We start from the raw sequence: 23,353 nt of genomic DNA, 5'->3' as shown, positions 1-23,353 counted from the left end.
GGAGCACTTTCATGACCGAACAATCCCAGGTATTAAAAATCCGCCGCCCTGACGACTGGCATCTCCATCTGCGTGATGGCGAAATGCTCAAAACCGTGGTTCCCTGGACCAGCAAAACTTATGGTCGCGCGATTGTTATGCCCAACCTGGTACCTCCGGTCACCACCGTTGACGCGGCGATCGCCTACCGCCAGCGGATCCTTGACGCAGTGCCGGCGGGCCACCATTTTCAGCCGCTGATGACCTGCTACCTGACCGACAGCCTGGATGCGGATGAGCTGGAACGCGGCTTTCGTGAAGAAGTTTTTACCGCAGCTAAACTCTACCCGGCAAACGCCACCACGAACTCCAGCCACGGCGTTACCAGTACCGACGCGATCATGCCGGTGCTGGAGCGCATGGAAAAGCTCGGGATGCCGCTGTTAGTACACGGCGAAGTGACCCATGCCGATGTGGACATTTTTGACCGCGAAGCGCGGTTTATCGAAACCGTTATGGAGCCCTTGCGTCGCCGCCTGCCGGGGCTGAAAGTGGTTTTTGAGCACATCACCACCAAAGACGCTGCCGCTTACGTGCGCGAAGGCAACGACAAACTGGCTGCCACCATCACGCCTCAACACCTGATGTTCAACCGTAACCATATGCTGGTAGGTGGGATTCGTCCGCATCTTTACTGTCTGCCGATCCTCAAGCGCAGCGTCCATCAGCAGGCCCTGCGCGAACTGGTCGCCAGCGGCTGTGAGCGAGTGTTCCTCGGCACGGATTCCGCACCGCACCTGCGCCACCGTAAAGAAGCCAGTTGTGGTTGCGCCGGCTGCTTTAACGCCCCTTCCGCGCTTGGCGCCTATGCGACGGTTTTTGAAGAGATGAATGCGTTGCAGCACTTTGAGGCGTTCTGCTCGCTGAATGGACCGCGTTTTTACGGGCTGCCGGTGAATGAAGAGGTGATTGAACTGCGCCGCGCGCCGCAGTCGGTGGTGGAAAGCATTGCGGTGGAAGATGATGTGCTGGTGCCTTTCCTGGCCGGAGAGGTGGTGAGTTGGTCGGTGGGGGAGTAGGTTTTTGTTCGCGCGTGCGATGAGGTTTTCGTTCGCGCGTGTGCGATTAGGTTTCCGTTCGCGCGTGGGCCGAGGCTTTCCGTTCACTTTATGTTTGGTGCTCTTTGTTAACTCCGGTTATCAGTGAACGGGTCGGGGAGCGTCCCGCTCGCTCCCCGACACCCCTCGCGGCCCCGCAACGGAAATCGCCGCTTCGCGGTCCCTTCCACTCCCGGCCTTATCCCGCGGACCGGGCATGACTCGACGTCCTGTCCCGGCATGCCCTCCCGGCGCCATCCATGGCGCCAGGTCCTTGTCTCACGACCTTCGTTCCAGCGATTTCCAGCGGGGGAACACAACCCTCGTGATAATATCCAGTAAAACCTGACTTACGGTATGGCTGTATGATTTTGTGGTCGGATCCTTGTCTCGCGGCCTTCGTTACAGCGATTTCCAGCGGGGGAACACAACCCTCGCGATAATAGCCAGTAAAACCTGACTTACGGTATGGCTGTATAAGTTGTTGCCAGAACGTTCATGTCCGCGATTTCCCGCGGGAAGCACAACCCTCGCGGTAATGCCCAGTAAAACCCGACTTACGGTATAGCTGTATGAGTTGCTGCCAGAACTTTCATGTCCGCGATTTCCCGCGGGGAACACTACCCTCGCGATAATATTCCGTAAATTCTGGCTTGCTGTATGGCTGTATGAGTTGTTATCAGGGCCTTGCCTCACGGGCGGCCGAAACGGCATAACGCAGAGAACAACTGGCTGGTAAGTATATTTATTCTCCCCTCTTGCATATGCGCCCCGATAACTGTATATATAAACAGTATTATATACAGGGGGATATCATGCGCATCGAAGTGACCATTGCTAAAACCACGCCGTTGCCTCCCGGTGCCATGGAGGCGCTGGGGAGCGAACTTACTCGCCGTATCGGCAAGCATTATCCGGATAGCGAAAATCATGTCCTGGTTCGCTATGCCGGCAGCAACAACCTGTCGGTCATGGGCGGCGCCAGAGAGGATAAAGAACGTATCAGCGAAATCCTTCAGGAAACCTGGGAAAGCGCTGATGACTGGTTTTGTGCGAGCGAATAATATTCGTTCTTTTTACCGGGCGTCGCCGCCCGGCTTTTTATTCAGTTGACCACTTTTTATCCTGCCTTTTCCCCGGTTTTTTACTATTTATCCGAATTACTCACCCTCAGGTTGCTCAGATAATTCATAAAGTGTAAAAAAGAGAGGTAGTTTTATCCGTCGACGATCCAGACTGGCATGTTTCTGATATAATTAATTTGCTTCGCTAAAACATGCATTGAACCTCGTAAGTCGTTGTCTTAAACACGCATTAAGGGGGTTATGATGGAAAAGAATAAAGAAGTCATCCACACTCATCCCCTTGTCGGATGGGATATCAGTACGGTAGACAGCTATGACGCGATGATGCTGCGCCTGCATTATTTGACACTTAATCATCCCGACCAGGAAGAAACCGAAGTTGGCCAGACCCTTTGGCTCACTACGGATGTTGCCAGACAGTTTATTTCCATACTTGAAGCCGGTATCGCAAAAATTGAATCCAGCGATTACCAGGAAGGTGATTATCGTAAGCATTGATGTTGCTTAAATATCAACCAGGGCACCCTACAGGGTGCCTTTTTTATTATCATGACTTGTTTGTTATCGTTTGGTTAATTAGTCTGCGAGTGTATCTGTCAGAAATAGAGTAGCGCTATGCAATATGATTTTATCGTCGTCGGCAGCGGTTCTGTGGGCGCCGCCGCAGGTTACTATGCCACCCGCGCCGGCCTGAAGGTGCTGATGATCGATAGCGCCCATCCGCCCCACCAGCAGGGAAGCCATCATGGCGATACGCGGCTGATTCGTTACGCTTATGGCGAAGGAGAGAAATATGTTCCCCTGCTGTTGCGGGCCCGCCAGTTGTGGGAGGCGCTGCAGCAGGAAAGCGGAGAACGATTGCTTGATCGCAGCGGAGTCATCAATATCGGTCCGCAGGATTCCACTTTTCTGAGAAATGTCGCCGCCAGCGCCGCCGCCTGGCAACTCCCCCTGGAAACCCTGACGGCAGCAGAGACCATGAGCCGCTGGCCACAGCTCCGCGTTCCTGAAAACTATATCGGGCTGTTTGAGCCGGATGCCGGGGTATTACACAGCGAGACGGCAATCGCCGCCTGGATTCGCCTGGCCCGGGAAAACGGCTGTGCGCAGTTATTTAACTGCCCGGTCACCGGAATTACCCGCAGCGCGCAAGGTGTGGAAGTCACTACGCCGGAGGGATGCTATCAGGCGCAACGTTTACTGATCAGCGCCGGTACCTGGGTAACCAGGTTGCTCCCCGATCTACCCGTAGCTCCGGTACGTAAAGTATTCGCCTGGCACCAGGCGGACGGCCGCTACAGTAGTAACAATCACTTCCCCGGCTTCACCGTGGAGCTTGCCAACGGCGATCAGTTCTATGGCTTCCCGGCGGATAATAACGCCCTGAAAGTCGGAAAACATAATGGCGGGCAGCCGATTAGCGCCCCGCAACAGCGGGTCCCGTTTGGCGCCTGCGCCAGCGACGGCAGCGAATCGTTCAGCTTTTTGCGTCAGTTTCTGCCCGGCGTTGGCGTTTGCCTGCACGGCGCCGCCTGTACTTATGACAACTCCCCGGATGAGGATTTCATTATCGATACCCTGACGGACCTCCCTGAAGCGCTGGTAATCAGCGGCCTGAGCGGGCATGGTTTTAAATTCGCCAGCGTTCTCGGGGAGATAGCCTGCGCATTTGCTTGCGGAGAGGAAAATGGCTTCGATCTGGGCCCGTTCAGCCTGTCGCGGTTCAGACCCTGAAGTAACCGAGCCTGGCGGACAGGGAGGCCTCAGGGCCGCGCGGATAAGATGCCGCCGCGCGCCTTGCCTGCAACTCATCGCCAGTCAAAACTGGCCGGCGTGCCAATAACCAGCCCGGGAACAGATAACATCAATGCAGCGGTTTATTCATTTTTTAATTAATAACATTCGCGAACACCTGGTACTTTACCTGGTGTTATCCGCTCTGCTGGCAATTATGGATATTATTTATCTTTATTATTTTTAATCTTTCCGCACATGCCATAACTGACAAAAACTGACATTTCATCAAGATAATTTATTTTAACCACTATATTCGATGATCTGTATTGTCTCAAAGTCCTGGATGCATCTTGTTGTTTTCTGACAATAATGTCAGTTTAATTGCTTCTTTTTGCTAATCATCTGATAAAAAACATGACATTTCATTCAATTTATTTGACAGAAAGAAATAATGTCGTCCCGACCAATCATTTTAGTTGCATTTAACATTTCACCCGGTAATGTTGCACATTATCACTTCACATTAACAGGGATTTAAATATGCAATGGCGTAATACCCGGGAACGGTTTGGCGCATTTTCCGTAGCGCTCCACTGGCTGGTAGCCATCACGGTATATGGCATGTTTGGACTGGGGCTATGGATGGTGTCACTGGGCTACTACGATGTCTGGTACCACAAGGCCCCTGAATTGCACAAAAGCATCGGTATCATCCTGCTGCTGGTCCTGGTGATACGGGTGATATGGCGCTTTCTCTCCCCGCCGCCGCCCGCTCTGCCTGGTTACTCAAAGCTGACCCGGGCGGCGTCGGCTGGCGCCCATATTCTGCTGTACCTGCTGCTCTTCTCTATCTTGATTAGCGGCTACCTGATTTCCACCGCCGATGGAAAACCCATCAGCGTGTTTGGTCTGGTGGAGATCCCTGCCACCCTCAGCGACGCCGGCGTTCAGGCCGACCTCGCCGGGCAGATTCACCTGTGGCTGGCATGGTTTGTAGTGATTCTGTCACTGCTGCATGCGCTGGCTGCCCTGAAGCACCACTTTGTCGATAAAGACGCCACCCTGAAGCGTATGCTCGGGAAGGCGACACATTAATCATGGAGCATAATATGAAGAAAAGCCTGCTGGGGATCACCTTAGGTGCCCTGTTACTGACCACCGGTTCCGCTGTCGCTGCCGATTATAAAATTGATAAAGAAGGTCAGCACGCCTTCATCAATTTCCGCATTCAGCATCTGGGCTACAGCTGGCTGTACGGGACATTTAAAGACTTTGACGGCACTTTCACCTTCGATGAGAAAGACCCCTCAGCGGATAAAGTTGACGTCACCATTAATACCGCGAGCCTTGATACAAACCACGCGGAACGCGACAAACACCTGCGCGGCGCCGAGTTCCTGAATACCGGTAAATATCCGCAGGCAACCTTTAAATCCACGGCGGTGAAGAAAGAAGGCGACGAGCTGAACATCACCGGCGATCTGACGCTGAATGGCGTGACCAAACCGGTTACTCTGGAGGCGAAATTAATCGGTCAGGGTAATGATCCGTGGGGTGGCGTTCGCGCGGGCTTTGAAGCCGAAGGTAAAATCAGCCTCAAAGATTTCAACATCACCAAAGATCTGGGACCGGCCTCCCAGGAAGTGGATCTGATTATCTCTGTGGAAGGGGTTCAGCAGAAGTAACCCGATTTCCGGCCCGCAAGCGGGCCGGAATGTCGCGATTACTCCGGATCGGCTATCGTCGGCCTGATCCGCAGCGCTCCGCGGGATTTATTAAAGATTCTGGCTTCACTTTCCCGCCCGGCGCGCCGCCGCCGCTGCTCTTCCTGCGGCAGCGCCAGTTCCTGCTGGCAACTCACGCTACAACATCCATCATACTTCGCGGCGCAGTCCGGACACTGAATAAACAGCAGGTGACAGCCGTCATTCTTACAGTTGGTGTGGCTGTCGCAGGGTGCCCCGCACTGATGGCAATGAGCAATCACATCCTCAGAGATCCGCTCGCCCATCCGCTCATCAAACACAAAGTTTTTACCGACAAAGCGTACCGGCAGCCCCAGTTCTCTGGCACGGCGCACATACTCAATGATACCGCCTTCGATATGGTAAACCTGATTAAAGCCATTATGGCGCATCCAGGCGCTGGCCTTTTCGCAGCGAATCCCTCCGGTACAGTACATGACGATTTTACGCTCGCGGTGCGCTTCCATCATCTCCACTGCTTTAGGCAACTGCTCGCGGAAGGTATCCGCCGGGATTTCCAGCGCGTTCTCAAAACGGCCGACTTCATATTCATAGTGATTACGCATGTCGATGAACAGCGCATCCGGATCATCAAGCAGCGCATTCACTTGCGGGGCTTTCAGATACTCCCCGACATCGCCGGGATTAAATGTCGGATCGTCGATTCCGTCAGCCACAATGCGTTCGCGTACTTTCATGCGCAGAACCCAGAATGAACGCCCGTCATCATCAAGAGCGATATTCAACCGCAGCCCGTCCAGCGCCGGATGGAAATCAGATAGCGTGGCACGTAACGCCTCCAGACGGCTTGCCGGTACACTGACCTGGGCGTTGATCCCTTCCCGGGCGATATAGACGCGGCCAAAAACTTGCAGCGCGACAAATGCCTGGTACAGAGCGTCGCGAAAAGCCTGCGCATCGTCGATGGTGAAATACTTATAAAAAGAGACGGTGGTGCGCGGTTCGCTCTCCGCCAGCATCTTCGCTCTCAGTTCTTCATTGGAAATTCGGTTGTGTAACACTGGCATGGTGTACCCTTCCTGATCGTGGCGGTAAAAAGACGCGCGATCATAAAGCAATTACAGATAATTTACATCCTTACATTTTACGCTACATTTAATTCCCCCGTTCTCACTCTGACGCAGGATCGGGGACAATTTTGGTATCTTCTTAAAAAATGTCACAATAGTGCGATGGATAGTTGAAGCTCTGATACAACAGGATTTTCATGACTCATTTACCCCGTTTTTCGCTGTCGTTACTGCATCCTCGTTTCTGGCTGACCTGGCTGGGCATTGGCGCGCTGTATCTGGTGGTGCTACTCCCCTACCCGGTTATCTACCGCCTTGGCTGTGGGATTGGTCGCCTGGCGATGCGTTTTATGAAGCGACGCGCCAGAATCGCCTACCGCAATCTGGAATTGTGCTTCCCGGAGATGAGCGACAATGAACGTCACCAAATGGTGGTAAAGAATTTTGAGTCCGTCGGTATGGGGGTTATGGAAACCGGCATGGCCTGGTTCTGGCCCACCTGGCGCATTGAACGCTGGTTTGATGTCTCCGGTACCGGGATAGTAAGGGCATTGCAGGAACAGAAAAAAGGCATTTTGCTGATCGGTTTACATTTTCTGACCCTGGAACTGGGGGCGCGAATTTTCGGTATCCATAACCCGGGTATCGGCGTGTATCGTCCTAACGATAACCCGCTGCTGGACTGGCTGCAGACCTGGGGCCGTCTGCGCTCAAATAAAGCGATGCTTGACCGCAAGGATCTCAAGGGGATGGTCAGAGCCCTGAAGCACGGCGAGATCATCTGGTATGCGCCGGATCATGATTATGGCCCGCGCAGTAGTGTGTTTGTTCCCCTGTTCGCCGTGGAGCAGGCCGCTACCACCACCGGTACCTGGATGCTGGCGCGCATGTCGCAGGCGGCGATTGTCCCGTTTGTGCCACGCCGCAAGCCGGACGGCAAAGGTTATGAGATGATCATTCTGGAGCCGGAAAGTGCGCCGCCCCTCGACAGCGCGGAGTCTACCGCGCTATGGATGAACAAAATCGTCGAAAAATGCATTCTGATGGCGCCGGAACAATACATGTGGCTGCACCGTCGCTTTAAGACGCGTCCGGAAGGGGTTCCCTCACGGTATTAATGCATTTATCAACCGGAGCCCCGCAGATTGCGGGTCTCCCTCGCCCGAAGAGCTTTACGACGCCATCAACGCAGAGATAACCAGACTGCTCCCGGACTAAGCCCCGCCCTGCGCGGCCTGCGACAGATTTTTTTATCATCGCGGCCTTGACCTGACAAAAGTTCGGCTATTCTTTTTCTGAAACATCCGCACAGACTCAGGGAGATAATCATGTCCATGTATGCCACTCTGGAAGAAGCTATTGATGCCGCACGTGAAGAGTTCCTCGCCAGTAGCCCCGGCGTGGAGGAAGAAGATGCCGATGTCCGTCAGTTGAATATCCAGAAATATATCCTGCAGGATGGCGACATCATGTGGCAGGCAGAATTTTTCGCCGAAGAGGGAGAGGAAGGCGAATGTCTGCCAGTGCTCAGCGGCGAAGCGGCGCAAAGCGTCTTTGACGGCGACTTTGACGAAATTGAGCTCCGCCAGGAGTGGCTGGAAGAAAATACGCTGCATGAGTGGGACGACGGCGAGTTTCAGCTCGAACCTCCGCTGGATACGGAAGAAGGCCAGGCGGCCGCCGACGAATGGGACGAACGTTAAGCCATTGTTCCGCGGATGCCGGATAGCCCAGGCGCCGGCAAAATAGAGGTAAGCGCCGCTTACCTCTTATTCGTAAGGACCGTGATGAGCGTCCAGCGGCAGTAACAACGTATCCAGGATCAGCGAAAAAGGTAAATCCAGCACAGTGATATAGCGCCACGAAGTATCACGCACATCCCACTGGACGCCGGGATAGTACTGATTCCCGTGCCCTTGCCCCGGGATCGCCCGGCTGATAATACTGCCGCAGCCGCTCAGCAGCAGCACCATAATGGCAACCATAACAGCCTTCATCACTCCTCCAGGGGAAATACCGCCATCAAAAAACGCCGGCGCAAACCAACGCCGGCGCAGATGATACGCCATTCACCGTGGAGTGAGAAATATCTTCCGGTTCTCCCGCGGGCGCCTCAGGAAAAGCATAGCCAAAAGCGCGCTGAAAACCCATCAGAGATCATCGCGCTTTGCCGTTCTCTGCCTGAACCGGGACTATGGGTGCTTCGCCTTCCAGCCATCCCACGCCTGTTTAATTTCCTGCTTCGCCGCCGCGGCATCGCTAAAGCCATTCAGCTCGACCTTTTTGCGTCCGTCTGGCAACTGTTTATAGACCCGGAAAAATGCTTCCAGTCGCTGCTGCTCAATCGCCGGCAAATCGGTAACGTTATGGATATTGTCCCAGGTCGGGTCAACTTTGCTGACCGGAACAGCAACGATCTTGTCATCCTGCTCCCCGCCGTCGACCATCTTCAGAACGCCGATCGGTCGCAGTTTGATCAACGTGCCCGGCGCCAGCGGCGCCCGGGTATAGAACACCACATCCAGCGGATCGCCATCTCCCGCCAGTGACTGGGTCAACGAACCGTAGTTTGCCGGGTACGCCACCGGCATAGACTGAAAACGATCGGCGATGATAAAACCGGTAGCCGCATCAGTTTCATATTTAATGATACCGCCCGCCGGAATTTCAGTAACCGCATAAAACTCATCGGGATTATTTTCCGGCTGTGGAAAATCGAGAATATTTTGCGCCTGTACTGACGCCGAAAACAGCGCCACGCTGAGCAATAATTTTTTGACCAGAAACATGATGATGACTCTTTTGTAATCAGGAGAGTGCAGATTACGCAGAGTGTATGACAGGCCGATGACATGACCGTCTGGCCGGTGAACGGGAAAAAAATACCGCCGGTAAAACCAGCGGTATTTTAAAGCCTTAACAGGCTGGCGATGTTTTAGCCGTGGCGCAGCGTCTGAGGATTAAGCTGCAGCGTCTGGTAATGACTGACCCACGAAGAGTACTTTTCCGGAAACGCCCAGACCCGATAGTGCAGGCGGGACATAGTAACCGGATCGCTTAACAACACCAGCCGGCGATCGCGGTTCAGTTTATCCGGTGTCTCGTTCAATGCCTGCTCAACGTGGCGATCGCGGGCGATTTCCAGCACCTGGCTGCGACGATGGCGAGCGGTAGCCATCGCGGTAGCCAGCGCGTTCAGGGACGGGTTAAATACGGCATGCATAAAGCCATCCCCCAGCTCGCGACTGCGGTTCAGTTCCAGGTACTTGTCGGTATCGACCAGCACCTGCGGCGGCGAATACTCTTCCGGAATCAGGAACAATTTCCAGCGCTTGCTGCGCAGCCCTGCTGTCGCCCGGCTGGAAATCACCGACACAAACGGCGACAAAATCAGCGAGAACACGATCGGCGCCAGCCAGAACAGGAAACGCAGATCCAGCCACGCCATTCCGATGGCCCACACCAGCCCCAGCAGCAATTGGGAGCCATGACGCATAAACGCCTCGCTCCACGGGGTGGAATCATCATCGCGCTGCGGCGAGTTCCAGGCGACCTCCCAGCCAAGGAACGCGCTGACCACGAACACGGTGTGGAACAGCATCCGCACCGGCGCCAGCAGCACAGAGAACAGCACTTCCAGCAGTAAGGAAAGGGTTACCCGCACAAAGCCGCCATAGGCTTTCGGTCCTTTGCACCAGACCAGAATAATACTCAGCAGTTTCGGCAGGAACAGCAATACCATGGTGGAAGCGAACAGACCGATCGCCAGCTCCGGACGCCACTGCGGCCAAACCGGATACAGCTGGCGCGGCTGCAGGAAGTACTGCGGCTCAGTGAGCGCATGCACCACCTGCAGCGCCGTCGACAGCGCCAGGAACATAAACCACAGTGGCGCCGACAGATACGACATTACCCCGGTCAGGAACACTGCCCGGTGCACCGGGTGCATACCTTTCACCAGAAACAGCCGGAAGTTCATCAGGTTACCCTGGCACCAGCGGCGGTCGCGCTTGAGCTCATCCAGCAGGTTCGGCGGCAACTCTTCATAAGAGCCGGGCAGATCGTAGGCGATCCACACCCCCCAGCCGGCACGGCGCATCAACGCCGCTTCGACAAAGTCATGGGAGAGAATCGAACCCGCGAAGTTTCCTTCGCCGGGCAACGGCGCCAGCGCGCAGTGCTCAATAAAAGGCTTAACGCGGATGATGGCGTTATGTCCCCAGTAGTGGGACTCCCCCAGTTGCCAGAAATGCAGGCCGGCGGTAAACAGCGGCCCGTACACCCGGGTGGCGAACTGCTGGCAGCGCGCATAAAGCGTGTCCATGCCCGATGCCCGCGGAGAGGACTGAATAATCCCGGCATTCGGATTCGCCTCCATCAGACGCACCAGGCCGGTCAGACATTCGCCGCTCATCACTGAGTCAGCGTCCAGTACCACCATATAGCTGTACTGGCTGCCCCAGCGCCGGCAGAAATCGTCGATATTACCGCTCTTACGTTTGACGCGGCGGCGGCGGCGGCGATAGAAGATCTGCCCTTCGCCCTGCACTTCGGCTACCAGTTCCATCCACGCCTTCTGTTCGGCAACGCAGATATCGGGGTTGTAACTGTCGCTAAGGATATAAACATCAAAATGCTGCTGCTGACCGGTCGCCTTCACTGACTCCCAGGTAGCGCGCAGACCGGCGAACACCCGGTTCACATCCTCGTTACAGATTGGCATGATCAGCGCCGTGCGATGTTGCGGATTCAGAGGCTCGTCACCCACCGTCGAGGCGGAAATACTGTACTTATCTTTGCCGATCAGCAGTTGTAAAAAGCCCATCAGCGCGGTCCAGAAACCGGCGGAAATCCAGCAGAACAGAATGACAAACAGAATCAGGATCCCGCTTTGCAGCACATAGGGCAACAGCTGCATAAACGACACCCATAAATTCTGGCCAAGCATATCGGAGGGGTTAACCAGCGCCCAGCCCTGGTAAGGAAGAATAGACTTCATATACCAGGTTGCCACCACGGTCTGCGCCAGCGTCAGCAGCAACAGGATATAGCGGCGAATAGTGCCCACGGTACGCCACTTCTGTTCCGCCTCTTTTTCTTCTTCTGTCAGGCGCGCCAGATAGCGCGGCGTGACATCGCGCCCGCGCAGGCGGTCCCAGAAGCGGCCAATCGGGTTAGTGCGCCACGGATCCGGAAACATTGAAGAGCGTTTCGCCTTCGGCATCGCCTCAATCTGCGTGCGCCCTTCATCATCGTTGATCACTTTGCCGCTACCGGCGGCTTGCGGCCATGCGCCCTCCAGCCGGGTCTTTACCGACCCCAGCGGCGCGTCATCCTCACGCGGGTAGTCGCGATGTTCATCGTCCAGCGCCTGATGCACCGCCCGGATATTGGATGTCGGTAATTCCGCTTTCCGGTCGTCAGAAAGCGGTAGAGCCTGAATATATTCAGGCACAGTTACAGTTGATTTATTCATTGGCAGGTAGCTGGTAGCTCCAGGTTTCACTCAACGTATTGTCACCATTGACCAGCGCCGCGCGCATCTCAGTGGTTTTCTTCTCGTCTTTGATCTTCACGCGCAGCACCATACGCCAGCCTTTTATCACCGGGTTATAGCGCACGCTGCTTTCAACGATCTGTCCGTTGTCGCCAATGCTGGCCTGGGCGGTTACCGGCGTATCTTCCGCCAGCGTCTTCATCTGCTGGCCGGTAAAATCGACCACAAAAGCGATGGTGCCGTCCGGCTGACGAATCAGGTTCGACTGTTTTACATCCCCCTGCGAACGGCGCGTCTGCACCACCCAGGCGCTGTCAGCGGCATGCAGTTTGTCTTCATCGCGGGTGAAGGTGATACTATATTTATAGTTCATCTCTTTACCCGGCTCCGGCAGTTGCTCCGGCGTCCAGTAAGCCACGATGTTATCGTTGGTTTCATCGTTAGTCGGGATTTCCACCAGCTCGATACGCCCTTTCCCCCAGTCACCCTGCGGTGTTACCCAGGCGCTTGGACGTTTGTCATAGCGATCGTCCAGATCCTCAAAGCGCGAGAACTGACGGCCGCGCTGCAGTAAGCCAAAGCCCTGCGGATTTTCCGTGGTGAAACTACTTACCGCCAGATGTTTCGGGTTATTCAGCGGCCGCCAAATCCACTCGCCATTACCGGCATGGATCGACAGGCCATTGGAGTCATGAATTTCAGGACGGAAGTTAGTAGTCGGCGACGGCTGATTCGGGCCAAACAGGAACATACTGGTCAGGGGAGCGACGCCCAGCTTGCCCACTTTATCGCGCAGGTAAATTTTCGACTGCACATTAACGACCGTATCCCGGCCCGGCAGCACCACAAACTTATAGGCGCCGGTCGCCCGCGGCGAATCCAGCAGCGCGTAAATCGTTAAACGCTTGTCGGCGGGTTTCGGTCGTTCAATCCAGAACTCGCGAAAACGCGGAAACTCTTCCCCGGAAGGCAGCGCGGTGTCAATAGCCAGGCCGCGCGCGGAGAGGCCGTACACCTGACCGGCGCCGATAACCCGAAAGTAGCTGGCGCCGAGCATGCTGACAATTTCGTCGTTCTTATCTTTACTGTTGACCGGATAAAGCACTTTAAACCCGGCGAATCCCAGATCCTTGACGGTGTCTTTGTCGTGCTGCACATCGCCAAAACTAAAGTAGTCCGGGCTGTATTTGATCTTACGCACCGCCGTGGCGGTGACCTCATTGATAGCCACCGGCGTGTCGAAGTACATACCCTGATGGTAGAATTCAAGCTTGAACGGGGTCTTCAGATTGCTCCAGTAGGCTTTGTCATGGTTAAACTGGATCTGCTGATAGTCCGCGTACTTCATGTCGCGGAAAATGGAAGGCAGGTTGCTTTTCGGCGCCTCATAGCTTTTACCCGCCAGAGACTTTGCCTCTTTAGCGACATCATCGATAGAAAATGCCCAAACGGTGCTGGTATATAGCGACAGAATGACAGCGGCACCCAGCCAATGCATCTTCATCATTTTTGGTTTATGTTTCATATTAACCAGCACATCCCCCTTTGTGTGCTTAAATCAATCCGATCCATTTTAATGGATAGTTAAGGTTTCCGACAACCAAATCACGGCATTGTTCTGTTTCAGTATGCGGAGTTTAAACCGGGAAAAGATAATGGTCAGGGAATGCGCACAACTCCTGAAGACAGTGAATTGCAATTAGTGTAGGGTTGCCCGCAGTTGCCTGGCCGTTTGCCTTATGGATAAGGCGAAATTTCTGAGATTTTTCTGGAGTCACATGAGTAACGCACCTGCACAAAGAGAATTTTTTCTGGATTCCATCCGGGCATGGTTAATGCTTTTAGGGATACCGTTTCATATTTCTCTGATTTACTCCAGCCACCAGTGGCACGTCAATAGCGCCGAACCATCATGGTGGTTAACGCTGTTTAATGACTTTATCCACGCCTTCCGGATGCAGGTTTTTTTCGTCATTTCCGGCTATTTTTCATACATGCTGTTTTTACGCTACCCGCGCCCGCGCTGGTGGAAAGTACGCGTTGAACGTGTGGGGATCCCCATGCTCACAGCTATTGTCCTGTTGACGCTGCCGCAATTTATTATGCTGCAATATGTTAAAGGCAAAGCGCAAAGCTGGCATACGCTAACCTGGTATCAAAAATATAATACCCTGGTCTGGGAACTGGTTTCCCACCTGTGGTTTCTACTGGTCCTGGTGATATTAACGTCGATCGGTGTTTTTTTGTTTCAAAAAATAAAAAACCGCGCTATTAATGACGGTAACCATTCATTCTGGCAAAACATAACGCATGGTAAGCTGACGATTATTTTTCTGTTTCTGGGAATTGCCTACGCCGCCCTCAGAAGAATTATTTTCATTATTCACGCGCCGTTATTAAGCGATGGGTTATTTAATTTTACGGTCATGCAAACCCTGTTTTATTTACCGTTCTTTATTCTGGGTGCAATCGCGTTTAAACGACCGGACGTCAAGGCGCTGTTTATTAACCCCTCTCCGGGCTGCATGGTCGGAGCGGCGCTGGCGTTTATCGCCTATCTACTTAATCATCGTTACGGCAGCGGCGACGCATGGATGTACGAAACGGAGAGCGTCATCACGATGGTGATGGGACTGTGGATGGTAAATGTGGTCTTTGCCTTCGGACACCGGATGCTTAACTTCCATTCGCCGCGCGTGACTTACTTCGTTAACGCATCACTATTTATTTACCTGGTACATCACCCGCTAACACTGATCTTCGGCGCGTGGATCACGCCCCATATCAGTTCCAACGCGCTGGGATTCCTGGCCGGCCTGGTATTTGTGATCGGTATCTCCCTGGTACTGTACGAAATCCACCTGCGTATTCCGCTATTACGATTCCTGTTTTCCGGCAAGCCGCAGAATAAGAGGCCGCCTTCAACGCCCGCCGCCGGCTAATAACCCGCGCCAGCGACACCCTTTATTGCCGGCGCTGGCGCGGCAGTCTGACTGCCGCACTTGTTTACAGGCATCCAGCAACCCGGGACCAGCGGCAGCATAAATCGCGCCACCTCCACCACCTCCACCCACCGCCATGAGTTCACGGCATTAAGCCTGGCGCGTTATATCGCCTTTCAGAACGATCATTCAAGTCTGTATATATACTTCTGGCAGTGATCTTTAATCATAGCTAAATATGCTGAACTTTATATCCATAACATCTGGCACGTTATTTTTACGCCGAAAATCGCCTCATAAAATCTATTTATATCGCTATGATATAGTTATATCAATTTTGTATGACAAACAAATCCATCGAATCAAGAGCCAGCATCATATTGATTTGTTTGAATTTATTAATGGATTGCTTTTTTTTCATGCCATCTGCCTGCTAATTCTCTGGTTTACGCCATACTCATTTTTCAATTCCAGAGTGCAGGTTTACCCGCAGCAACGACGGGCACACTCTTTTTCCCATGAATAATTACCCGGAAGTGATCGGGCTGATCTGGTCCGTAGTCCCTATGTTGACAGGAGCACACTTATGGCGAGTGAAGCGCAAAAAGTTGGTCTTATTCCGGTCATGTTAATGGTCGCAGGAAATATTATGGGTTCCGGCGTTTTCCTGTTACCAGCGAACCTGGCCGCAACTGGTGGTATTGCGATTTTTGGCTGGTTAGTCACCATTATCGGCGCTCTGTCGCTGTCTATGGTCTATGCAAAGATGGCATCGCTCGACGACAGCCCTGGTGGCTCGTATGCCTATGCACGCCGGGCATTCGGTCCCTTTCTCGGCTACCAGACCAACGTCCTGTACTGGCTGGCTTGCTGGATTGGCAACGTGGCAATGGTGGTCATTGGTGTTGGCTACCTGAGCTATTTTTTCCCGGTACTGAATCAACCCTGGCCGCTGACAGTGACCAGCATTGCTATTCTGTGGCTGTTTGTTGGACTTAACATCACCGGCCCAAAGATGATCACCCGGGTACAGGCGGTAGCCACAATTCTGGCACTCATCCCCATTGTTGCGGTTGCCATTTTTGGCTGGTTTTGGTTCCACAGTGATACCTATATGGCCGCCTGGAACGTCAGTGGTAAAGGAACCTTTGGTGCAATTCAGAGCACTCTCAGCGTTACGCTGTGGTCATTTATCGGTGTGGAAAGCGCTTCAGTTGCCGCCGCGGTAGTGAAAGATCCGAAAAAGAATGTGCCTATTGCCACTATTGGCGGAGTTCTGATCGCCGCTGTCTGCTACGTGTTATCCACCACCGCTATCATGGGTATGATCCCCAATGCCGCTTTGAAAGTGTCAGCCTCGCCTTTCGGCGATGCCGCGCGACTGGCGTTAGGCGATACAGCCGGGGCGATAGTCTCTCTGTGTGCGGCGGCAGGGTGTCTCGGCAGCCTCGGGGGCTGGACACTACTGGCCGGACAAACGGCGAAAGCCGCTGCCGATGATGGCCTGTTTCCGGCTATTTTCTCTAAAGTGAACAAGGACCAGACGCCAGTGGCCGGGTTACTGATCGTCGGCGTATTGATGACCCTGTTCCAGTTGTGCAGTATCTCTCCTGACGCGACCCAGCAGTTTGCCGTCGTCTCTTCCGTGTCAGTCATCTTCACCCTGGTTCCTTACATCTACACCTGTGCGGCTCTGATGCTGGTCGGCCATGGGCATCTGGGAAGCCAGCGCCGCGTATACCTTGGCCTGACGGTCATTGCGTTTATCTATTGTATCTGGGCAGTTATCGGTTCTGGCGCTCAGGAGGTGATGTGGTCATTTATCGCCATCATGGTGATCACCGCGATGTACACCATCAATTACAACCGTCGCCACCAGAACCCATATCCACTTGAAACATTCGATAAAAAAGAATAACAGGAGCATCTCATGATTGATCTAAGCAGACATCAAAAACGAAAAATCCTGGTTATCGACAGTAGTATCAGTGATGTCGCCACCACCAACGGTCGCGCAATTTCTGAACTGATTGCCGCCCTGCAGGATGACAACTTTGCCGTTATTAGCGCCGCATCATTCGAAGACGGTATGGCCACCGTCACATCAGACGCCTCACTATGCTGCGTTTTCCTGGACTGGACTTCCGGCGGTGACGATGACGCCTCACACAGCCAGGCATTCGCCCTGTTACAGGAGATCCGACGTCGTAATAAGGATTTACCCGTGCTGTTGATGGCGGAGCATCCCTGTCTTGACACGCTCAGCCTCGACACAATGCGCATGGTAAACGAGTTTGTCTGGATGCATGAAGATACCGCGGAATTTATCGCTGCCCGGGCCCGCACCCTGATTCGCCAGTATTATCATCAACTACTGCCCCCCTTCACCCGCGCACTGTTCGATTATACTGAGGACAATCCGGAATATTCGTGGGCAGCGCCAGGGCACCAGGGCGGCGTTGCCTTCACCAAATCCGCCGTTGGTCGCGAGTTTCTGGATTTTTTTGGCGAGAATCTGTTTCGCACCGACACCGGTATTGAACGCTCCTCACTCGGTTCCCTGCTCGATCACAGCGGCCCTATTAAAGACTCTGAAACCTATGCTGCGCAGGTCTTTGGCGCCGATATGAGCTATTCGGTACTCAATGGAACATCTGGCTCTAACCGCACCATTATGCAGGCAGTGATCGGGGAAAATGAGATTGCCCTGTGCGATCGCAACTGCCATAAATCCATCGAGCAGGGGCTGGTGATGACCGGGGCTATTCCGGCATACTTCATCCCTACCCGCAATCGCTACGGTATTATTGGTCCAATTCCGCGCCAGCAATTGATGCCGGAGAACATTCGCCAAATGATTGCCAACCATCCACTGCGATCGAACTTCAGCAGCGATACGCCAGGTTATGCCGTGATCACTAATTGTACCTATGATGGCATGTGCTACCACGCCGAGGAAGCTCAGGCTCTGCTCGGGCAAAGCGTCGATCAGATCCATTTTGATGAAGCCTGGTATGCCTATGCCCGTTTTAATCCGCTATATACCGGGCGCTACGCCATGCGCGGCGCAGCCAAGGATTTTGACCGATCGGGCCCAACGGTTTTCGCTACCCATTCAACCCATAAGCTTCTGGCCGCCCTTTCCCAGGCGTCATGGATTCACGTGCGCAATGGTCGCAAGCCTGTAGAACATTCACGTTTCAATGAATCTTATATGCTACAGGCAACCACTTCACCGCTGTATGCGATCATTTCCGCCAATGAAATCGGCACAGCAATGATGGCGGACGGCAAAGGTGAAGCGCTAACTCAGGATGTAATTAATGAAGCCGTCGACTTTCGGTTGGCTCTGGCAAAAGCCCACGACGAATTTGCCCGCCAGGGGGAGTGGTTCTTCGCGCCCTGGAACGCGCCAACGATAAAAACGCCCGAAGGCAAAATGGTACAGTTTGCCGATGCCAGTCGAGAACAACTGGCCACCGACCCTGGCTGTTGGCTACTGGAACCCGGGGCAAGCTGGCACGGTTTCGATGAGTTAGTATCCGACTGGTGTCTGCTGGACCCTATCAAAACCGGCATTCTGTGCCCGGGAATGGGTGAAAACGACACGCTGCAGGAGCATGGTATCCCGGCTGCACTGGTCACCGCCTATCTCGGGGAGAGAGGCATTGTCCCGTCGCGTACCACCGACTTTATGGTACTGTGCCTGTTTTCTGTCGGCGTTACGAAAGGCAAATGGGGAACGCTTATCAATGTTCTGCTGGGATTCAAGCAGGATTACGATAATAACACCCCTCTGAAACATTGCCTGCCAACGTTGATTAAAAGTTATGGAACACACTATGCAGGTATGGGCCTGAAAGATCTGTGCGAAGATATGTTCAATTATATGAAAACCAGTCAGATGGACAGACTTCAGGCTGCTGCATTCGGGCAATTACCAACACCGGCAATGCGGCCTCGGGCCGCATTTCAGCACCACATGGCCGGTCGCAGCGAACATCTACCACCGGACCAGCTTTCTGGTCGTATCGCCGCCGTTGGCGTAATTCCCTACCCGCCGGGAATTCCGATTATTATGCCCGGTGAAAACTTTGGCAGCGATGAGCAACCCTGGTTGCAGTACATTCGCAGTATTGCCGAATGGGGTGAACACTTTCCGGGATTTGAAAAAGTCCTGGAAGGTGCCGAATTAATCGATGGCAAATATCATATTTGGGTATTATCAAAATAACAAATAAAGCGGCACAGTTGGGTGCCGCTTTATATTCAGCAATGGCTTATTTATATTCTACATTAATAATTGCCAGATTAGGTCTCCCCTGGATATTTTGGCGACTTATCCGCTCTATGCGGTAATCCCTGGAGGTCAGCGGTGATAAATTAGTCACCGATGCCTGATAAACGACTGGCTTTCCTTTATCGTCGCAGGTCATATTTAAATGCTGCCCATTTTGGGTTATATCACAACCCGATTCAACAACCCGTCCGTAAAAATGGATAACTCCGCCGGATGCGGCTTGAGCAGACATTATGTTGAATATCAATATGATAAAAATACAGAGATTGCCTGATTTTATTTTCATAACCCTTACTCCATATGATGACCATCCATGAAGGGGGTTTTGCTTCCGGTTTGCACTTTAAGCATGGCACAAGCCGTTACCACCGCCAGTCAGTTTAATCTAAAAAATACAAAATATTAAAGATTCCCTCTAAGTCAGAATAAAAAATACAGAGTGCAGAAAAAACCCTGGCTTTATATAAAAAGCATAGCGAAGTACATTCTTAATATAATCACATTACTTTTGGGTGAGACAAAATCATTCACCATGAGAATATTATATATTCTCGTGGTGAATGATTAAGTGATATATATTCCAGAAATCCCAGCAATAGTGAATTACTCAGGCGTCTGATACGACACAGGCTGGCGACGATGGGCCAGCCACTGGCCACTCCATTTCATAGCATAGCCAAACGCCAGTCCCAGAATCAGCGCGGGCAATACATGCCGCCAGTCCCCTTGCGCGCCAAATGTCGCACAGGCGCCGATAAACGTCCCCGGAACAAAAGCGAGCAGTGTGTGGCGAGCCTGAGAACACATAATAAAAGCCACTACGCCAGTCATCAAATAACCGGCCACTTCTGTGTAAGGCGCGAGCGTACTGCCATGAATAATCACTTCAGCCCAGAAAACACCGCTGCATAGCGAACCCAGGGTGGTCAGGAGCCCTTTAAAACCCGGAACCGGGCAGGCAAACCAGGCGGTGCAACCGAGAAACCCGACCCATCCTGGTAAACCCAGCGACACGGCAACCCAGGCCCACAGGCCTGAAAGAATACCAGTCGTTAATGCGAGAAATAGTTGTGTGTTCATAGCGGCGTATCATAACAGGCCCAACGCTGCTAAATGAGATCTAACTCATTTTTTAAAGATTTCAGAAAATAACGTTGCATTTATATTGTGATAAAAATCACAACTAAGAGGCATCTTCATCCACTTCCTGAAGTTCTTCCCACATGGCGTCCAGGGCCTCACGCGTCAATTGCGCCAGCGTGCGCCAGAACGGGGTTGCAGCGTGCGCTTCCAGCTTGCCGAGAAAAGTCCCGCTCCAGGGCAGGATGTAAGCGGCGAACAGGGTTTCCAGGGCTTCACTCTCCCCTTCCCCGGCATTATCTTCCAGCCATGATGCCGCCAGTAGCAGTGTTCCGAAATGGTCTGCTGGCGATGTACTTAGCGGCATACCGCGCACACTCAGAAACTGGCGTACTTCGGCTTCATTCGCCCCATCCAGCCATGCCGAACGATACGGCGGAACACTGCAATCGTCGCCGACAAAGAGCGCATTGTAGTTCGCGGTCATTGCCGACAGGTCGTATTGCTGCTGCAGGCGTCCTAACAATTCTTCCTGCGCCAGCGGCCAGTTGGCCGCCAGCTTGCCATCGCGAATCAGCGTTAAGAGCGGTTCCAGCAGCGGATCCTGAGGCTGACGGTAGTACAGCGATCCCAGCACGCGACAAATCATTGAAAACTCATTCATAGGAAGGTATCCGGTTCAGTAGAAAATGATAATGCGGCAAATTCAGCAATCGGCGCCATCCCGCGCTGCCCCAGGAAATTGAGTAGCCGCTGCGGCGAGACATTCAGGATCCGCTCCCGGGGAAACGACACGGCATCCAGTATTTTCTGGCATTCATCAAAATCGCCAATGGTAAACGCCGTATGGGAGTCCGAACCCAGGGCGAGCCAGCCGCCGGCATCGCGCACCGCAGCGGCAATCGCCCGGCAGTTATGCTCACTGCCTTTGCGGGAGTGGGTAAAGGAAGAGTTATTGATCTCCAGCGCGACATTGTGGCGCGCAGCCGCTGCGGCAACTGCCGGAATATCAACCGGATATTTAGGGTTACCGGGATGGCTGATAATATGCACATTACCGCTGGCGATAGCCGCCACCAGCGCTTGCGTATTGGTGTCCCGATCCTGCGGCGCAAAAACCGGCTCATGAAACCCGGCAATGATCAGATCCAGGGAGTCCAGCATCGGCCCGCTGCAGTCAATTTCCCCGAGGGTATTTTTGATGTTGGCCTCAATACCGCGCAGAATGCCGATGCCGTCCACTACCCGCGGCCAGATACGCATGTTCACAAAATGCCAGTAGTGCGGCGCATCCGCCATATCCGGCCCGTGGTCGGTAATGGCAAACAATTTGACGCCTTTTTGTTTCGCAATGGCAATATAGTCGTGAAGGGTGCTGTATGCATGGCTACTGGCGACGGTATGCATGTGCAAATCTACGGGATACATGTCTCTCTCCTTAATTATCTCCCGCAAGGATACCAGTATTTCATGCCCTTTTTTAGCGCAATCCCGGCAAGGGCGCCGGGATCTCTGCTAATACCCTCTTTTCAGATTCACTTCCCCGCCCGGGCGATCGCCGTTTTCAATTGCCCGGATGGCGGCTCTGATCCAGGCGATAGCTTCTTGCGGGCGCGTCACCGCGGCGATATGCGGTGTCATCGCCACCCGGGGGTGCCGCCACAGCGGGCTTTCCGGCGCCAGCGGCTCCCGGGAAAAGACATCCAACATCGCGCCATTTAATTGTCCATCATCCAGCGCCGCCAGCAGGTCGTCCTCCACCACGTGAGTACCGCGCGCCAGATTGAGTACATAAGCGCCACGCACCAGTTGTTGCAACAGATCACGATTAATAATGCCGCGCGTTTCCTGGGTATCGGGCAACAGGTTAATCAGCACCCGGGTTCCCGCCAGGAACGCAGGCAGCTCTTCTGCGCCTGCATAGCTGGCAACCTGCGGATAGTGCTTGCGGCTGCGGCTCCAGCAGCGTACCGGAAATCCCCACGACACCATGCTTTCCGCCACTTTACCGCCCAGCACGCCAGCACCGAGAACGCCAATCGTAAAGTCTTCGCGCTGATACTCTTCCAGCGGTTCCCAGCGGCACTGTGATTTCAGCCTCTGATAATCATCAAAACGCCGGAACCAGTGTAATACCTGGCTGACGGCATATTCCTGCATTTGCAGTCCCATACCGGTATCTTCGAGACGGTACAGCAGTACTCCCTGCGCCAGCATGCCCGGGTGTTCGCGGAGCTGGCTGAGGATAGAATCCACACCGGCGCCAAGCGCAAAAACGGCTTTCAGTCCGCGGCGGCCATTCAGCATAGCGACCGGAGGCCGCCAGACCAGCGCATAATCTGCGGGTTGGTTATCTCCTTCCTGCCACACCCGCAGACGGGCCTGAGGCAGTTGTTGTTGTAATCTTTCCAGCCAGAATGAAGCATCAAATGTGGGATGATGAAAAATGATATCCATGACTTCCTCCTTTCATGCCCCAGGATTACACGAAACGTCTGGCGTTTCAAAACTGAATTGTTATAAAAAACATCACCTTTCGCTGTTTAAAGCATCAAGTTGCTGGAAGTTTATCTAATTGCGCGCCGGGCATGAAAAAGAGCATTGACGAAGGGAATGGTTTTCCCTACATTAGCGGCCGTTCCGGCGTGCCAGCGCGGAGCAGACAATATGGTGAGGTGTCCGAGTGGCTGAAGGAGCACGCCTGGAAAGTGTGTATACGGCAACGTATCGGGGGTTCGAATCCCCCCCTCACCGCCATATCTCATAAGAGAGCCTGAGCTTACACTCAGGCTTTTTTATTGCCTGCGGCACAATACGGGGGGGATGAGAAGCCCCGACCGGGGTTCGACAACCGGCGCAG

General features: G+C 53.5%; 22 protein-coding genes and 1 tRNA gene. 13 read left to right on the top strand and 10 right to left on the bottom strand.

From position 1 onward, the window contains the following. Positions 1–11: 11 nt before the first annotated feature. From pyrC to AQ981_RS22180, 7 genes are all read left to right on the top strand, one after another. Positions 12–1,058, top strand: coding sequence for a dihydroorotase (gene pyrC, locus AQ981_RS22205; protein WP_058913950.1), 1,047 nt, complete (start codon positions 12–14; stop codon positions 1,056–1,058). An 833-nt stretch (positions 1,059–1,891) separates the two neighbouring features. Then, complete coding sequence (gene dinI / locus AQ981_RS22200) at positions 1,892–2,140, top strand: DNA damage-inducible protein I (protein WP_058914000.1); 249 nt, start codon at positions 1,892–1,894, stop codon at positions 2,138–2,140. Between the two features lie 264 nt (positions 2,141–2,404). After that, the gene (gene bssS, locus AQ981_RS22195) at positions 2,405–2,659 is read left to right on the top strand and encodes a biofilm formation regulator BssS (protein ID WP_058913949.1); all 255 of its coding nucleotides are present in this window, start codon (positions 2,405–2,407) and stop codon (positions 2,657–2,659) included. Between the two features lie 117 nt (positions 2,660–2,776). Next, positions 2,777–3,895, top strand: coding sequence for an N-methyl-L-tryptophan oxidase (solA, locus tag AQ981_RS22190; protein WP_058913948.1), 1,119 nt, complete (start codon positions 2,777–2,779; stop codon positions 3,893–3,895). A gap of 133 nt (positions 3,896–4,028) precedes the next feature. Next, positions 4,029–4,142, top strand: coding sequence for a DUF2770 family protein (locus AQ981_RS26390; RefSeq protein WP_071608985.1), 114 nt, complete (start codon positions 4,029–4,031; stop codon positions 4,140–4,142). Positions 4,143–4,438: 296 nt separating this feature from the next. Then, entirely contained in the window at positions 4,439–4,993 is a 555-nt protein-coding gene (locus AQ981_RS22185) for a cytochrome b (RefSeq protein WP_058913947.1), read from the top strand. Positions 4,994–5,007: 14 nt separating this feature from the next. Continuing rightward, positions 5,008–5,583 carry a YceI family protein gene (locus tag AQ981_RS22180; RefSeq protein WP_058913999.1) on the top strand — a complete coding sequence of 192 codons (576 nt, stop codon included), beginning with the start codon at positions 5,008–5,010 and terminating at the stop codon, positions 5,581–5,583. A 38-nt stretch (positions 5,584–5,621) separates the two neighbouring features. Here AQ981_RS22180 and trhO read toward each other — a convergent pair whose 3' ends face one another. Continuing rightward, on the bottom strand, positions 5,622–6,671 hold the full coding sequence (trhO, locus tag AQ981_RS22175) for an oxygen-dependent tRNA uridine(34) hydroxylase TrhO (protein WP_058913946.1): 1,050 nt from the start codon (positions 6,669–6,671) through the stop codon (positions 5,622–5,624). Between the two features lie 200 nt (positions 6,672–6,871). On the opposite strand from trhO, the gene AQ981_RS22170 reads away from it, so the two are divergent. After that, on the top strand, positions 6,872–7,792 hold the full coding sequence (locus AQ981_RS22170; RefSeq protein ID WP_058913945.1) for a Kdo(2)-lipid IV(A) acyltransferase: 921 nt from the start codon (positions 6,872–6,874) through the stop codon (positions 7,790–7,792). A 210-nt stretch (positions 7,793–8,002) separates the two neighbouring features. Continuing rightward, entirely contained in the window at positions 8,003–8,377 is a 375-nt protein-coding gene (locus tag AQ981_RS22165; RefSeq protein ID WP_058913944.1) for a MysB family protein, read from the top strand. A gap of 66 nt (positions 8,378–8,443) precedes the next feature. On the opposite strand, the gene AQ981_RS22160 is transcribed toward AQ981_RS22165, so the two are convergent. The 4 genes from AQ981_RS22160 to mdoG form a co-directional block, all read right to left on the bottom strand. After that, positions 8,444–8,671, bottom strand: a complete 228-nt coding sequence (locus tag AQ981_RS22160) for a YceK/YidQ family lipoprotein (protein ID WP_058913998.1) — start codon at positions 8,669–8,671, stop codon at positions 8,444–8,446. Between the two features lie 195 nt (positions 8,672–8,866). Further along, positions 8,867–9,463 carry an inorganic diphosphatase gene (locus AQ981_RS22155; RefSeq protein WP_058913943.1) on the bottom strand — a complete coding sequence of 199 codons (597 nt, stop codon included), beginning with the start codon at positions 9,461–9,463 and terminating at the stop codon, positions 8,867–8,869. A gap of 146 nt (positions 9,464–9,609) precedes the next feature. Then, positions 9,610–12,150, bottom strand: a complete 2,541-nt coding sequence (gene mdoH, locus AQ981_RS22150) for a glucans biosynthesis glucosyltransferase MdoH (RefSeq protein ID WP_058913942.1) — start codon at positions 12,148–12,150, stop codon at positions 9,610–9,612. Further along, positions 12,143–13,678 (bottom strand): glucans biosynthesis protein MdoG, encoded by a 1,536-nt coding sequence (mdoG, locus tag AQ981_RS22145; protein ID WP_121500714.1) that lies wholly within the window; start codon positions 13,676–13,678, stop codon positions 12,143–12,145. Before mdoG ends, mdoH begins: the two co-directional genes overlap by 8 nt. A gap of 271 nt (positions 13,679–13,949) precedes the next feature. Between mdoG and mdoC the strand changes: the two genes are divergently transcribed. From mdoC to AQ981_RS22130, 3 genes are all read left to right on the top strand, one after another. After that, positions 13,950–15,113: a glucans biosynthesis protein MdoC gene (mdoC, locus tag AQ981_RS22140; RefSeq protein ID WP_058913941.1), complete on the top strand. Its 1,164-nt coding sequence runs from the start codon at positions 13,950–13,952 to the stop codon at positions 15,111–15,113. A gap of 586 nt (positions 15,114–15,699) precedes the next feature. After that, positions 15,700–17,031, top strand: a complete 1,332-nt coding sequence (gene adiC / locus AQ981_RS22135) for an arginine/agmatine antiporter (protein ID WP_058913940.1) — start codon at positions 15,700–15,702, stop codon at positions 17,029–17,031. Between the two features lie 12 nt (positions 17,032–17,043). Continuing rightward, the gene (locus tag AQ981_RS22130) at positions 17,044–19,347 is read left to right on the top strand and encodes an Orn/Lys/Arg family decarboxylase (RefSeq protein ID WP_058913939.1); all 2,304 of its coding nucleotides are present in this window, start codon (positions 17,044–17,046) and stop codon (positions 19,345–19,347) included. A 46-nt stretch (positions 19,348–19,393) separates the two neighbouring features. Here the strand turns inward: AQ981_RS22130 and AQ981_RS22125 are convergent, their stop codons facing one another. From AQ981_RS22125 to ghrA, 5 genes are all read right to left on the bottom strand, one after another. Then, positions 19,394–19,699, bottom strand: coding sequence for a type 1 fimbrial protein (locus AQ981_RS22125; RefSeq protein WP_058913938.1), 306 nt, complete (start codon positions 19,697–19,699; stop codon positions 19,394–19,396). Positions 19,700–20,016: 317 nt separating this feature from the next. Beyond that, positions 20,017–20,493 (bottom strand): DUF1097 domain-containing protein, encoded by a 477-nt coding sequence (locus AQ981_RS22120; protein WP_058913937.1) that lies wholly within the window; start codon positions 20,491–20,493, stop codon positions 20,017–20,019. Between the two features lie 103 nt (positions 20,494–20,596). Beyond that, a complete protein-coding gene (locus AQ981_RS22115; protein WP_058913936.1) occupies positions 20,597–21,157 on the bottom strand; it encodes a TorD/DmsD family molecular chaperone in 561 nt (186 codons plus the stop codon). Continuing rightward, complete coding sequence (locus AQ981_RS22110; protein WP_058913935.1) at positions 21,154–21,921, bottom strand: phosphatase; 768 nt, start codon at positions 21,919–21,921, stop codon at positions 21,154–21,156. Before AQ981_RS22110 ends, AQ981_RS22115 begins: the two co-directional genes overlap by 4 nt. 87 nt (positions 21,922–22,008) lie before the next feature. Then, positions 22,009–22,950, bottom strand: coding sequence for a glyoxylate/hydroxypyruvate reductase GhrA (gene ghrA, locus AQ981_RS22105; RefSeq protein WP_058913934.1), 942 nt, complete (start codon positions 22,948–22,950; stop codon positions 22,009–22,011). 212 nt (positions 22,951–23,162) lie between these two features. Here ghrA and AQ981_RS22100 point away from each other — a divergent pair. Further along, positions 23,163–23,250, top strand: a tRNA-Ser gene (locus tag AQ981_RS22100). Positions 23,251–23,353: the final 103 nt, after the last annotated feature.

Origin of the sequence: Entomohabitans teleogrylli (assembly GCF_001484765.1) — a bacterium.
Lineage (GTDB): Bacteria > Pseudomonadota > Gammaproteobacteria > Enterobacterales > Enterobacteriaceae > Entomohabitans > Entomohabitans teleogrylli.
This window is presented reverse-complemented; position numbering and strand designations above follow the sequence as displayed.